Consider the following 11918-nt stretch of genomic DNA (forward strand, 5'->3'; position numbering starts at 1 on the left):
ATGAAAGCACAACGCCGATGATAGAGCGCTCTCTGAGATAACGATTCGGCGTCAGAACAGCGATCGCGGCCGCCGGGCCGGGCGGAGATCGATCTCGGCGCGACGCCCGGCCGCCGGGCGGGGTATAACTTCCTGGAACCGTTTCCAGCATCGAGGCCGGACGGTCGGGAGGAACGCCGTGCCAGGCATCGAAGAGGTGGCCGAGCTCGCAGGAGTGTCGAAGGCGACGGTCTCGCGCGCGCTCAGCGGCCGGGGCTACGTCTCCGCGGGGACGAAGCAGCGCGTCGAGCGCGCCGCGACGAGCCTGGGCTACGTCGTCTCCGCCAACGCCTCCAGCCTCGTCACCGGCCGCAGCAACAACATCGCCGTGATCATCCCGATCATCAACCAGTGGTTCTTCGCCGGGATCATCGAGGGCATCGAGCGCGCCCTGCTCGCCGCCGGCTACGACCTGCTCCTCTACAACATCGACAAGCACCTCGACGCCCGCCGGAGCGTGTTCGAGTACTACCTCGTCCGCAAGCGCGTCGACGCGATCGTCGCCGTCACCCTCGAGATCTCGCCGCACGAGACGGAGGCGCTCCTCGCCCTGGGCAAGCCCATCGTCGGCATCGGCGGCGAGCTCCCCGGCATCCCCACCTTCAGCATCGACGACGTCGCCGCCTCCCGCCTCGCCACGGAGCACCTGCTCTCCCTCGGCCACGAGCGGGTCGTCCACATCGGCGGGCTCGCGGAGGAGGAGATGGACTTCCACGTCCACACGCAGCGCCGCGACGGCTTCCGCCAGGCGCTCGAGGCCGCCGGCCTCGAGCCGGGCGCGCAGGACATCGTGCCCACCACCTTCGACATCCCCGGCGGGCACAGCGCCGGACGGCAGGTCCTCGGCGACCCGCGGACCCGGCCGACGGCGATCTTCGCCGCCTCCGACGAGATCGCGATCGGGATCATCCTCGCGGCGCGCGAGCTCGGCCTCTCGGTGCCCGAGGACGTCTCCGTCATCGGGATCGACGACCACCCCCTCGCCGAGCTCTTCGGTCTCAGCTCGATCCGCCAGGACCCGCGCCAGCAGGGCGAGCTCGCAGTCGCGCTGGTGCTGGACGCGCTGGCCGCCCTCGGTCGCGGCGAGCCCCCTCCCCCGGCCCGCCACACGCTGATCCCCGCCTCGCTGGTGATCCGCACCAGCACCTCGGCGCCGCGGGGGGCGAGAATCGGAGCATGAGCGACTCCGACACCCCCACCGTCCGCGACGTCCCCGAGCGGTCCCGCTTCGTGATCGAGGTCGGCGGCACCCCGGCCGGCTTCGCCGCGTACACCCGTCAGGGCGACGAGGTGACGCTCACCCATACCGTCGTCGACGACGCGTGGGAGGGCCACGGCCTCGGGAGCATCCTCTCGCGGGCCGCGGTCACCGCGATCACGGAGGCGGGCGGCACGGTCGTCCCGCGCTGCCCCTTCGTCGCGGCCTGGCTGCGCAAGCACCCCGACGTCGACGCCCGGGTCCGCTGGCCCGAGGACTGACTCACTCCGGGGGCGTCCTGCTCCCGATCTCCTGGAGCGCCCAGGTGTTGCCGTCCGGATCGGCGAAGTACGCGTACTGCACGCCGCCCAGGTCCTGGACCTCGCTGATCTCGAGCGAGCGGCCGACGAGCTCCGCGCGAGCGGCGGCGATGTCGTCGACGACGAGGTGGAGGGAGCGGACGACGCCCTCCTCCGGACCGGGGCCCATCCCGCTGCCGACCACGATCGAGCAGGCCGAGCCGGGCGGGGTGAGCTGGACCACGCGCATCGCGGCGGAGGGCCGCACGTCGTGGTCGAGGTGGAAGCCCATCACCTCCGTATAGAAGGCGACCGCGCGGTCGACGTCGCCGACGGGGAGGGGGACGAGCTCGAGTCGCATCTGCACGCGACCAGTGTGCCGCGCGGCGGAACCGCGCGGGAGGGGTCAGTCCCGCGGGCCGACGACGAGGCGCTCGTGCATGATCTCGACGGCGCGCTCGAGGACGCGGCGGTCCTCGGGGGTGAGATCGGCGAAGATCGGCGTCAGCGCGTCGCCGAGGTCGGTCCGCCAGGCGTTCAGCGCGTCCGCGCCGGCGGGAGCCAGGCGGATCTGCCAGGCGCGCGCGTCGAGGGGATCGGCGATCCGGTCGAGCCAGCCGGTCTCGACGAGGTTCTTCACGATCTTGGTCATCGTGGGCTGCGAGACGCGGCTCTGGGAGGCGAGCTCCCCCAGGCGCATCGGGCCCATCGAGAGGAGCACCGAGAGCGTGCGCCAGGCGGCCTGCGACTCCTGGTTGCCGGTCGCCTGGGCGGCGAGGCGGGTGATCCGGTGCGTCACCGAGACGAAGTCGCTCAGGAGCTCGCTGAGCGAGACCTCGCTGGGCGGGACGTCGCGGGCGGGGAGCCCGGCGAGCAGATCGTGAGCAGTCACGCTCCGATCCTAGGGGCGCGCGCCTCCAACGGCCGGGAACGACGAAGGGCGCCGCCTCCGAGGAGACGACGCCCTGCGTCTGCAGGCGTGCCTGCGTCACCCTGACGAGCGACCGGCCGGAGCCGGCACCCGCGACGGGTGAGGGGGATTACTTGACGGTGACGGTCGCGCCGGCGCCCTCGAGCTGAGCCTTGGCCTTCTCGGCGGTCTCCTTGTTGACGGCCTCGAGGACCGCCTTGGGGGCACCGTCGACGAGCGCCTTCGCCTCACCGAGGCCGAGGCTGGTGAGGGCGCGCACCTCCTTGATGACCTGGATCTTCTTCTCGCCGGCGGCCTCGAGCACGACGTCGAACTCGGTCTGCTCCTCGACCTCTTCGGCGGGGGCGGCCGGGCCGGCCACACCGGCGGCGGCGACGGGCGCCGCAGCGGTGACCTCGAAGACCTCTTCGAACTTCTTGACGAACTCCGAGAGCTCGATGAGCGTGAGCTCCTTGAAGGCCTCGATGAGCTCGTCCTGCGTGAGCTTTGCCATGATTTTTCTCCTTGTTTTTCTTTGTCTACGAACCGCGCGCGCACTGCTTCCCGGAAGGGGAAGACGTCAGCTCGCGGACTCCTGCTTCTCGCGCAGCGCCTCGACCGTGCGAACGGCCTTCGAGAGCGGAGCGTTGAACAGATATGCGGCGCCGAACAGCGAGGCCTTGAAGGCGCCGGCGAGCTTGCCGAGCAGAACTTCGCGGGACTCGAGGTCGGCGAGCTTGCCCACCTCTTCTGCGGTCAGCGGGTTACCGTCGAAGTAACCGCCCTTGACCACGAGGAGAGGGTTTGCCTTGGCGAAGGCACGCAGCGACTTCGCGACGGCGACAGGGTCGCCGTGCACGAACGCGATGGCCGAGGGGCCAGCGAGCTCGTCGTCGAAGGACGAGATACCGGCGTTGTTCGCCGCGATCTTGGTCAGCGTGTTCTTCACCACGGCGTAGGTTGCGTGCTCACTGATGTCCTTGCGCAGCGTCTTGAGCTGAGCAACAGTGAGACCGCGGTACTCGGTCAGCAGAACGGCCGTCGAGCTCTGGAACTTCTCCGTGAGTTCGGCAACCGAGGCTTCCTTGTTCGCCATGGCTACTCCTGTGAATTCTCGTGCCGGTAGCCCGAAGGCAGGCAAAGAAAAAAGCTCCGGCACAGGGGCGCGGAGCTTCGGGATCGCGGTGAGGCGGAACTGAACTCGTGCACCTGCGCGGGCAATTCGCTTCGCGAATCCTTCGTCCGGTGGCGATCCGCGGGGCCGGGGCCCTGCTCGTGCGCACACCGGAAACCGGCGGTCTTTGGCTTCGGGAAGCGTACGTCATCGCGGCGCGCGGGCGCAAGTCGAGGAGGAGGGTCCTCGCGCGGGATGCTGGAGGCATGACCGGCCCGACCCCCGACTCCGCCCGCGACGTCGACTCCGCGATCGCCTCGGTGGAGGGCGAGCTCAGCACCCTCTTCAACCGTGTGCGGGCGGCGATGCGCTCCTACGCCGAGCGTCTCCACCCGGAGCTGACGCCACTGGGCTACAAGACGATCTCGGCGCTCGAGCGCCGCGGACCCGTGCACTCGGGCGTGCTGGCCGAGCTCCTCGAGATGGACAAGTCGGCGCTCAGCCGCCAGATCACGGCGCTCGACCGCCTCGGCTTCCTCGAGCGCACCCCCGACCCGCAGGACGGCCGCGCCACGATCCTCTCGGTGACTCCGGCGACCGCCGCGCGGCTGCGCGAGATCCGCAGCTCGAACCAGGCGCTGATGCACGAGGAGCTGCGCAGCTGGGCGCTCGCCGACGTCGAGCTCTTCGCCTCTCTCCTGCACAGGATCAACGACCTTGACATCTGACGCTTAGCACCCCGTCCGTTCGGGGACAATCGCCGGACGCCGCCCGCTCGACTGCGTAGTTTCGGAGGCGATGGACCAGCACTCCTCCTCTCTCCTCCCCCACGACGTCGACGGCGCGCTCGGCTTCGCGCGCGGTCTGAGCGCCGACGCGCCCCGGCCCGGCACCGGTCGCACCGCCGAGCTGCACGGTCTCCTCGAGCGCCTGGCTCGGCACGACCTCGGCGTCGCGCGCGCGGTGGAGCCGCACCTCGACGCTCTCGCGATCCTCGGCGAGGCGGAGCTCGACCCGTCCGGACTCGGAGTCGCCGCCGACGCCGCCTGGGGGGTCTTCGCGGCCGAGGGCGGCGGGGATCCTCTGGTCGCCCGCGAGAGCGACGGCGACTGGCTGCTCGACGGCGTGAAGCCCTGGTGCTCGCTGGCCGACCGCCTCGACGCCGCCCTCGTCACCGCCCACGTCGGCGACGCCTCCGGCGAGCGCCGCCTCTTCGCCGTGGCGCTGCGCGACGGGTCGGCGACGCCGGAGCAGGACGCCTGGCACGCGCGGGGCCTGACGGAGGTGCCCAGCGGACCGGTCCGCTTCTCCGGCACCCGCGCCGTCCCCGTGGGGGACGCCGGCTGGTACCTCTCGCGGCCCGGCTTCGCCTGGGGCGGCATCGGCGTCGCCGCCTGCTGGCACGGCGGAGCCCTCGGAGTCGCGGCTGCCGTCGCGGCAGCGGCAGCCCGACGCGAGGACCCGCACCTCCTGGCCCACCTCGGAGCGATCGACACGGCGCTCTCCGCGTCGCGCCGGGCGCTGGACGAGGCCGCCGCGGCGGTCGACGCGGGCGAGGCCGACGGCCCCCGCGGCTCACTGCTCGCCAAGCGCGTGCGGGCGAGCGTCGCCGGAGCGGTCGAGGAGATCCTGCTCCGCGCCGGCCGCGCGCTCGGCCCGGCTCCGCTCGCCCTCGACGCCGAGCACGCCAAGCGCGTCGCCGATCTCGCGCTCTACGTCCGCCAGCACCACGCCGAGCGCGACGACGCCGCTCTCGGCCGCGCCGTGCTCGCTTCGGGCGAGGCGGCCTCCTGGTGAGCCGGCCCTTCGACGGGCGCCTCGAGGGCACTCCTCTCGAGCGCTGGACCGCGGACGGCCGCCGCGACCGCCTCCCGGAGCTGACCCTGCCCGACGGGATCCGGCGCGTCCTGGTGGTCGTGGCGCACGCCGACGACGAGACCCTCGGCTGCGGCGGCACCATCGCGCTCGCGCGTCGGCGCGGGATCGCGGTCGACGTCGTCGTCGTGACCGACGGAGCCGCGGCCCACGGGGAGCGGGACGCGGACCTCGCTGCCGAGCGCCGGCGGGAGGCCTCGGACGCACTGTCGGAGCTCGGCCCCGGCATCGGGCTCGCCTTCCTCGACGTGCCGGACTCGGCGACCCCGGAGCACCACGAGCGCATCGCACGCGAGGTGCGCGAGCGGGCGGCCGGCGCCCCCGGGACCGTCCTGCTCCTCTCCACCTGGACCGGGGACGGGCACCGGGACCACCGCGTGGTCGGCGAGGTCTGCGCGGAGGTCGCTCGCGAGCTCGGGCAGCCGCTCCTCGCCGCGCCGATCTGGCTGTGGCACTGGGCGGACCCGGAGGACCCCGAGGTGCCGTGGGGCGATCTCGTGCGCCTGCCGCTCGACGACGAGCTGCTCGAGCGCACCCGCCGCGCCCGCTCCCGCTACCCCAGCCAGACCCGCCCCGCGCCCGACGGGACCGGTCCGGTGCTCCATCCGCTCTTCCTGCGCACCTTCACCGGGGACGACCGGCTGGTGAGGATCGCATGAGCTACTTCGACGAGCTGTACGCCCGCCACGAGGACCCGTGGGGGTACACGAGCCGCTGGTACGAGCAGCGCAAGCGCGCCCTGACCCTCGCGAGCCTGCCGGAGCAGCGCTACGGCTCCGTGCTGGAGATCGGCGCCTCGATCGGCGTGCTGGCCGAGGCGCTGGCCGACCGGGCCGACCGCCTGCTGGCGATCGACGTGTCGAGCGCCGCCGTCGAGCGCGCCGCCCGCCGCCTCGCTCCGCTCGAGCACGTGCGGGTCGAGCACCACGACATCACCCGCGGCGTGCCGGAGGGTCCGTTCGACCTGGTCGTGCTCTCGGAGGTCGGCTACTACCTCGGCGACGCCCTCCCCGGCGTGCTGCGCACCATCCGCGACGCCCTCGCCCCCGCGGGGGAGCTCGTCACCGTGCACTGGCGGCATCCGATCGAGGGGCTCGCTCTGGACGGCGACGCCGTGCAGTCCGCCGTGGCGGAGCTGGGCCTGCACCGCCTCGCCCGCCACGAGGAGGAGGACGTCCTGCTCGAGGTCCACGCCCGCGACTCCCGCTCGGTCGCCCGCCGGACGGGGCTGGTGTGAGCCGGCTCGCGCAGGTGCTGGTCGTCGTCCCGGCCCTCGACGAGGAGGAGCGGATCGGCGGCCTGATCGCCTCCGTCCAGGCCAGTGCGACCCACCTCGCCCACCGGGTGCCCGGCATCGGGATGCGCCTCGTGGTCGCCGCGGACGGCTGCTCCGACGCGACCGGCGAGCGGGCCCGCGCCGCCGGCGCCGAGGTGCTGGAGCTCGCCCGCTGCGGAGTCGGCGCCGCCCGCTCCGCCGGGATCGCGCACGCCCTCTCCTCCGTCACCGCTCCGCTCGAGCAGGTGTGGATCGCCAACACCGACGCCGACACCGTGGTCCCCCGCGACTGGCTGGCCGCCCACGTCGAGCACTCCCGACGGCACGACGCGCTGCTCGGCACGGTCCGGCCCGACCCGGCCGACCTCTCCCCCGGTGCCTACTCGCGCTGGCGAGACGTCCGCGCGCGGGAGGAGTCGATCGGCAGCATCCACGGCGCGAACCTCGGCGTCCGCGCGAGCGCATACCTCGCGGCGGGCGGCTTCGGCCGGGAGCCGCTGCACGAGGACGTCCTGCTCGTCGAGCGGCTGCGCGCGAGCGGCGCCCGGGTCGGAGCGACGGACCGCGGCGAGGTGGTCACCTCCGGCCGCCGCGACAACCGGGTCGAGGGCGGCTACGGCCACTACCTCCACGCTCGCTTCCCGGCCGAGACGTCTCCGGCCTGCGGCTGAATCGGGTACACGCGCACGCGGAACACGATGCGAGGGGTCCCTGTCAATGGTCGGGCCGTGGTTTGTCACGGATTGCGCAGGAGAGTCAAATGGGTGTCGAGCACGACCCGGTGCTCTCCGATGGAAGGGTCACCGCATGAATCCCCGCCTCGTCCTGCTGGCACTGGTCGCCTTCACCGCCTACGTGTTCGGCTCCCGCGCCGGCCGTGGCCGCTACGAAGAGCTGCGCCACCTCGCACTCGGCGTGTGGAACGACCCGGCCACGAAGAAGACCCGCAAGAAGCTCAAGAAGACCTCCAAGCGCGAGGCCAAGCAGCTCACCGCCATCGCGAGCAAGGCCCGCGACAAGGTGCAGCGCCGCCTCCGCTGACCCCCGCTTCCACGACTCACCGGACACCGGCCCGCCGGTGTCTCCGCTCGCATCGGAACGGCCGATCGAGCACGAACTGAAGGAGAAACATCATGGGCATCATCAGCTGGATCATCCTCGGCCTCATCGCCGGGGCGCTCGCCAAGCTCATCCTCCCGGGCAAGCAGGGCGGCGGATGGATCATCACGATCGTCCTCGGCATCGTGGGCGCGCTGCTCGGCGGCTTCCTCAGCACGCTGTTCGGCATCCAGGACGCCGTCAACGGCATCAACATCGTGAGCATCATCGTCTCCGTCGTCGGTGCGATCGTCGTCCTCCTCATCTACGGCGCGATCGTCGGCCGCAAGTCCCGCGCGTAAGTCGCGCTCCCCGAAGGCCCCCGGCATCCGTGCCGGGGGCCTTCGGCGTTCCCGGAGCGGGCGCACCTCTGCTCAGGGGATCCGACTCCTCCTCCGCGGGGAAGCTGGATGTCCGCCGAGCGCGCAAGGGGTTGATGCTGAGAGCCGCAGGCGATGGACTGGAGGCACGACGGCGCGGCTCCACTGCGCCTTCGCCCCGACGAAAGGACGTACTCGCTCATGAGCGACGACACCGCAACGGTCCCCACGATCACCCTGAACAACGGCGTGGAGATCCCGCAGCTGGGCTTCGGCGTGTTCCAGATCGACCCGGCCGAGACCAAGGACGCGACCCTGGCGGCCCTCGAGGTCGGCTACCGCCACATCGACACCGCCGAGATGTACGGCAACGAGGCGGGCGTCGGCGAGGCCGTCCGCGCCTCCGGCCTCGACCGCTCCGAGGTCTTCGTGACCAGCAAGCTCAACAACGGCTTCCACGCCCGCGAGGACGCTCTCGCCGCGATCGACGTCACCCTCGGCGAGCTGAAGTTCGACTACGTCGACCTCTTCCTCATCCACTGGCCGCTCCCGAACGTGGGCGACTACCTGGAGACCTGGAAGGCGATGGAGGAGATCTACCGCAGCGGCAAGGCGAAGGCGATCGGCGTCTCCAACTTCCAGACCAACCACCTCAACCGGCTCCGCGCCGAGGCGACCATCGTCCCGGCCGTGAACCAGATCGAGGTGCACCCCTACCTCGTGCAGCAGGAGCTCCGCGCCTACGGCACCGAGCACGGCATCGCGACCGAGGCCTGGTCGCCGATCGCGCAGGGCCTCGTCCTCGACGACGACACCATCACCCGCATCGCGCGCAACGTCGACCGCAGCCCGGCGCAGGTCGTGCTCCGCTGGCACATCCAGCGCGGCGACATCGTCTTCCCGAAGTCGGTCACCCGCAAGCGCGTGGAGGAGAACTTCGCCCTCTTCGACTTCGAGCTCGACGACGAGGCGATGACCGACATCACGGCGCTCGACCGCGGCCACCGCACCGGCCCCGACCCCGACACCTTCAACTACATCCCGAGCTGATCCTCGGCTCCACGGAGCGCGCCCGGCCTGCAGTCGTCCTGCGGACCGGGCGCGCTCGTGCGTGGGGCGGCGAGCCGAGCCGCGCACGAACAGGGCGGGTCTCGAGACGCCGCGCTGCCGCTCCTCGACCGGCACGGTCACGGGCCGACCGCACCCCTGCTGATCGAGGAGCGGGCGCAGCCCGCGTATCGGGATCCACCCCACCGACGAACAGCGCGGATCCCGATGCGCCGGGCCCGCGGGTCAGCCCTGCTGCGAGTCGCGCCAGGAGTGCTCGGGGGCGTAGCCGAGGACCTCGCGGGCGTGGTCGATCGAGAGCAGGGTGCCGGTTGTCCCGAGGTCGCCGCGCAGCTCGACGCCGGGGAACACCTCGGCCACCAGCTCGGCGTTGGGGCGCGTCATCACGGTGTCGGCCGCGGCGATGATGAAGCGGTCGAACCCGGTCGTCTCGGCGAGCAGCGCCTTCTCGACCGCCTGCGCTCCGTCGCGTCCGTCGATGTAGCCCCAGAGGTTCCACTTGCGCAGCAGCGCGTCGGAGTCGAACGACGGGAACTCGGCGTAGTCGGCCTCGTCCATGACGTTCGAGAAGCGCAGGCCCGTGATCTTCAGGTCCGGGTGCCAGCGGCACAGCTCGATCGCCATCTGCTCCTCGAGGTGCTTGGTGAGCGAGTAGACCGACTCCGGGCGCGCCGGGTACTGCTCGTCGACCGGGATGTAGGGCGGCGGGACGTCGAAGGGCAGGCCCAGCACGGTCTCGCTGGAGGCGTAGACGACGTTGCGGATGCCGGCACGGATCGCTCCGTGGAACGCGTTGAACGTCGCGATCATGTTGTTGTGGAACGTGGCGACGTCGGGCACGAGGCCCGGCGCGGGGATCGCGGCGAGGTGCACGAGCGCGTCGATGCCCTCGTACTGGTCGTTCACCGACTGCAGCGCGTCCACGACCTGGCCGTAGTCGGCGATGTCGATGCGGACGAAGCCCGCGCCGCGGTCCCCCGCACGGTCCAGATTGAAGACCTCGTGCCCGGAGGCGCGGAGGCGGGTGACGACGTGGCGGCCGAGCTTGCCGGATCCACCGGTGACTGCGATTCTCATGCTCGAACGCTAACGGGCCTGAGCGACGAGGGACGAGGGTTGCGGATCAGCTCCGGGCATGGAGCGAGATCGCGCCGCCGACCTCGGGCGTCGTCTCGTCGGCGACGAGCTCCGTCCAGCGGCGGAGCACGGCGGCGCCGGCCGCGTCGTTCACGGCTCCGTCGACGACGAGGACCGGGTAGGGCTTCTCGGGCACGCCCTCTGCGGGCCGCACGTCGACGTGGGCGACGTCGTAGGCGTGCTCGAACAGCCAGTCGGCCATCGCGTAGTCGCTCCGGGAGTCGCCGACCGTGCGCCAGCGCTGCGGGATCGCGCCGGTCGCTCCGAGCAGCTCCACGGCGCGCTGGGCGCCGAGGTCCTTGCCGAGCCGGTTCGACTCGATGTCGGTCGAGATGACGGTCGGGTCGATGCGGAAGTCGACCGTCCCCTCCTCGTTCGGGTACCGGATGCCGCGGCGCTCGACTCCGAGGCCCGCGGCGGTCATGATCTGCAGGGCGTCGGCGTCGAAGACGAGCTGGCGCTCGAGGTAGTCCTCGCTCGGCAGGTCGACCAGCTGCTCGGCCGAGACCATGGCGCGCTTGGTCTCGTCGAAGAAGACCAGGTCGTCGTAGTCGGAGCGGATCATCCGCTCGAGGTCGCGGGCCACCGGCTCGGGGATCGCGAGCGACTCGTCGACGATCGGCTCCGAGGTGCCGCGGTAGTCGACGGTGAACCAGACGGCGCCCTTCTCGCAGACGCAGACGATGCGGGCCTCGGCCGAGACGCCGCGCTCGAGGAGCGCGGGCAGGACCCGCTCGCGCAGGAACGCGTCGGAGCGGCCCGTGTTGAACACGATCGGGATGCCGGCGTTGGCCAGGGTGACGAGGTCGTCGGCGATCTCGGGGATCGAGATCGTGCGCGTGACGGGGCTCGCGATGGGCCCGTCGACGTCGAGGAGCAGGCCGAGCGGAGGGGGTGTGGAGGTCATCGTGTCCCATTCTGCCGTGCCGGGGCCGCTCGACGCCTCCGGGACCGCCTCCGCGCGGGCGGAGCGGTTCAGGAGGCGGGGACGACGAGGGTGCGCTGAGCGGTGGTGCCGTCGGGAGCGAGGACGGCGAGGGTGATCAGGGTCTCGGAGTCGCGGCAGTCGGCGGTGACGGCGGCGGAGCCGGACGCCGCGAGGTCGACGGGCTCGCCCGCGCTCGCGTCGGTGGTGCCGACGGCCAGGCGGGCGGTGGCGCCTCCGCTCGTCTCCCACGACAGGGCGAGCGGGACGGATGCGGTGCGGTCGCCCTCGCAGTCGACGGAGGCGGGGGTGGAGGCGAAGGAGACGATCGCGGGAGGAGCGTCGGATCCGGTGCCCGGCTCGGTGCCGGACGGAGCGGCGGAGACCGTCGGTGCGGGGGCGGCGGCGCCGTCGGCCGCCTCCGCGGAGCCGGGAGCGGCGGACGTCGCCGGAGCGGTCCCGGACGGCGCCGAGGACGGGCCCGCGGACGCCGTGGCTGCGCCGGGCGCTCCCCCGCCGGCGGGCCGGACGAGCAGCACGATCGCGAGGACGACGGCGACGAGTCCGAGGGCGGCGAGGACGATCCCGGTGGTGCGGGCGGAGCGGGACGGCATCGGTCCTCCTGGGACGGGACGGGACGGGACGGGACGGGACAGGGG

General features: G+C 72.2%; 17 protein-coding genes. 10 read left to right on the plus strand and 7 right to left on the minus strand.

The features are described 5' to 3' along the window. Positions 1-178: 178 nt before the first annotated feature. Together C5C50_RS10795 and C5C50_RS10800 are read left to right on the plus strand one after the other, a co-directional pair. Entirely contained in the window at positions 179-1219 is a 1041-nt protein-coding gene (locus C5C50_RS10795) for a LacI family DNA-binding transcriptional regulator (protein WP_104227182.1), read from the plus strand. After that, positions 1216-1518 carry a GNAT family N-acetyltransferase gene (locus C5C50_RS10800; RefSeq protein WP_104273430.1) on the plus strand — a complete coding sequence of 101 codons (303 nt, stop codon included), beginning with the start codon at positions 1216-1218 and terminating at the stop codon, positions 1516-1518. The genes C5C50_RS10795 and C5C50_RS10800 overlap by 4 nt, the downstream gene beginning before the upstream one ends. A gap of 1 nt (position 1519) precedes the next feature. On the opposite strand, the gene C5C50_RS10805 is transcribed toward C5C50_RS10800, so the two are convergent. The 4 genes from C5C50_RS10805 to rplJ all read right to left on the minus strand — a co-directional run bounded on the left by C5C50_RS10805 (position 1520) and on the right by rplJ (position 3542). Beyond that, on the minus strand, positions 1520-1903 hold the full coding sequence (locus tag C5C50_RS10805) for a VOC family protein (RefSeq protein ID WP_181027271.1): 384 nt from the start codon (positions 1901-1903) through the stop codon (positions 1520-1522). Positions 1904-1942: 39 nt separating this feature from the next. Beyond that, positions 1943-2428 carry a MarR family winged helix-turn-helix transcriptional regulator gene (locus tag C5C50_RS10810; RefSeq protein WP_258067738.1) on the minus strand — a complete coding sequence of 162 codons (486 nt, stop codon included), beginning with the start codon at positions 2426-2428 and terminating at the stop codon, positions 1943-1945. A 148-nt stretch (positions 2429-2576) separates the two neighbouring features. Further along, positions 2577-2960: a 50S ribosomal protein L7/L12 gene (rplL, locus tag C5C50_RS10815; RefSeq protein ID WP_104224335.1), complete on the minus strand. Its 384-nt coding sequence runs from the start codon at positions 2958-2960 to the stop codon at positions 2577-2579. A 66-nt stretch (positions 2961-3026) separates the two neighbouring features. After that, complete coding sequence (gene rplJ / locus C5C50_RS10820) at positions 3027-3542, minus strand: 50S ribosomal protein L10 (protein WP_055791018.1); 516 nt, start codon at positions 3540-3542, stop codon at positions 3027-3029. 284 nt (positions 3543-3826) lie between these two features. Here rplJ and C5C50_RS10825 point away from each other — a divergent pair, with 284 nt between their 5' ends. From C5C50_RS10825 to C5C50_RS10860, 8 genes are all read left to right on the plus strand, one after another. Further along, positions 3827-4288 (plus strand): MarR family winged helix-turn-helix transcriptional regulator, encoded by a 462-nt coding sequence (locus C5C50_RS10825; RefSeq protein WP_104224334.1) that lies wholly within the window; start codon positions 3827-3829, stop codon positions 4286-4288. A 70-nt stretch (positions 4289-4358) separates the two neighbouring features. Next, complete coding sequence (locus C5C50_RS10830; protein ID WP_219812390.1) at positions 4359-5357, plus strand: acyl-CoA dehydrogenase; 999 nt, start codon at positions 4359-4361, stop codon at positions 5355-5357. Continuing rightward, the gene (locus C5C50_RS10835; protein ID WP_181133922.1) at positions 5354-6094 is read left to right on the plus strand and encodes a PIG-L deacetylase family protein; all 741 of its coding nucleotides are present in this window, start codon (positions 5354-5356) and stop codon (positions 6092-6094) included. Before C5C50_RS10830 ends, C5C50_RS10835 begins: the two co-directional genes overlap by 4 nt. After that, positions 6091-6672, plus strand: a complete 582-nt coding sequence (locus C5C50_RS10840) for a class I SAM-dependent methyltransferase (RefSeq protein WP_104234596.1) — start codon at positions 6091-6093, stop codon at positions 6670-6672. The genes C5C50_RS10835 and C5C50_RS10840 overlap by 4 nt, the downstream gene beginning before the upstream one ends. Next, on the plus strand, positions 6669-7382 hold the full coding sequence (locus C5C50_RS10845; protein ID WP_104273431.1) for a glycosyltransferase family 2 protein: 714 nt from the start codon (positions 6669-6671) through the stop codon (positions 7380-7382). The genes C5C50_RS10840 and C5C50_RS10845 overlap by 4 nt, the downstream gene beginning before the upstream one ends. A gap of 136 nt (positions 7383-7518) precedes the next feature. Next, entirely contained in the window at positions 7519-7752 is a 234-nt protein-coding gene (locus tag C5C50_RS10850) for a hypothetical protein (protein WP_104227476.1), read from the plus strand. A gap of 92 nt (positions 7753-7844) precedes the next feature. Continuing rightward, a complete protein-coding gene (locus tag C5C50_RS10855; protein ID WP_104224330.1) occupies positions 7845-8111 on the plus strand; it encodes a GlsB/YeaQ/YmgE family stress response membrane protein in 267 nt (88 codons plus the stop codon). Between the two features lie 219 nt (positions 8112-8330). Next, positions 8331-9179 carry an aldo/keto reductase gene (locus C5C50_RS10860; RefSeq protein ID WP_104224329.1) on the plus strand — a complete coding sequence of 283 codons (849 nt, stop codon included), beginning with the start codon at positions 8331-8333 and terminating at the stop codon, positions 9177-9179. A gap of 243 nt (positions 9180-9422) precedes the next feature. Here C5C50_RS10860 and C5C50_RS10865 read toward each other — a convergent pair whose 3' ends face one another. From C5C50_RS10865 to C5C50_RS10875, 3 genes are all read right to left on the minus strand, one after another. Beyond that, positions 9423-10274, minus strand: coding sequence for an NAD(P)-dependent oxidoreductase (locus C5C50_RS10865; protein ID WP_104227477.1), 852 nt, complete (start codon positions 10272-10274; stop codon positions 9423-9425). Positions 10275-10320: 46 nt separating this feature from the next. Then, positions 10321-11241 carry a hypothetical protein gene (locus C5C50_RS10870; RefSeq protein ID WP_104234599.1) on the minus strand — a complete coding sequence of 307 codons (921 nt, stop codon included), beginning with the start codon at positions 11239-11241 and terminating at the stop codon, positions 10321-10323. A 68-nt stretch (positions 11242-11309) separates the two neighbouring features. After that, a complete protein-coding gene (locus C5C50_RS10875; protein WP_104224326.1) occupies positions 11310-11873 on the minus strand; it encodes a hypothetical protein in 564 nt (187 codons plus the stop codon). Positions 11874-11918 lie beyond the last annotated feature (45 nt).

Origin of the sequence: Rathayibacter sp. AY1D9, assembly GCF_002932395.1 — a bacterium.
Lineage (GTDB): Bacteria > Actinomycetota > Actinomycetes > Actinomycetales > Microbacteriaceae > Rathayibacter.

Bases quoted from the DNA above. Each gene is read 5' to 3' on its own strand.
- C5C50_RS10800 (WP_104273430.1), top strand. From the start codon at position 1,216: ATGAGCGACTCCGACACCCCCACCGTCCGCGACGTCCCCGAGCGGTCC.
- rplL (WP_104224335.1), bottom strand. From the start codon at position 2,960: ATGGCAAAGCTCACGCAGGACGAGCTCATCGAGGCCTTCAAGGAGCTC.
- rplJ (WP_055791018.1), bottom strand. From the start codon at position 3,542: ATGGCGAACAAGGAAGCCTCGGTTGCCGAACTCACGGAGAAGTTCCAG.
- C5C50_RS10825 (WP_104224334.1), top strand. From the start codon at position 3,827: ATGACCGGCCCGACCCCCGACTCCGCCCGCGACGTCGACTCCGCGATC.
- C5C50_RS10830 (WP_219812390.1), top strand. From the start codon at position 4,359: ATGGACCAGCACTCCTCCTCTCTCCTCCCCCACGACGTCGACGGCGCG.
- C5C50_RS10840 (WP_104234596.1), top strand. From the start codon at position 6,091: ATGAGCTACTTCGACGAGCTGTACGCCCGCCACGAGGACCCGTGGGGG.
- C5C50_RS10850 (WP_104227476.1), top strand. From the start codon at position 7,519: ATGAATCCCCGCCTCGTCCTGCTGGCACTGGTCGCCTTCACCGCCTAC.
- C5C50_RS10855 (WP_104224330.1), top strand. From the start codon at position 7,845: ATGGGCATCATCAGCTGGATCATCCTCGGCCTCATCGCCGGGGCGCTC.
- C5C50_RS10860 (WP_104224329.1), top strand. From the start codon at position 8,331: ATGAGCGACGACACCGCAACGGTCCCCACGATCACCCTGAACAACGGC.
- C5C50_RS10865 (WP_104227477.1), bottom strand. From the start codon at position 10,274: ATGAGAATCGCAGTCACCGGTGGATCCGGCAAGCTCGGCCGCCACGTC.
- C5C50_RS10870 (WP_104234599.1), bottom strand. From the start codon at position 11,241: ATGACCTCCACACCCCCTCCGCTCGGCCTGCTCCTCGACGTCGACGGG.
- C5C50_RS10875 (WP_104224326.1), bottom strand. From the start codon at position 11,873: ATGCCGTCCCGCTCCGCCCGCACCACCGGGATCGTCCTCGCCGCCCTC.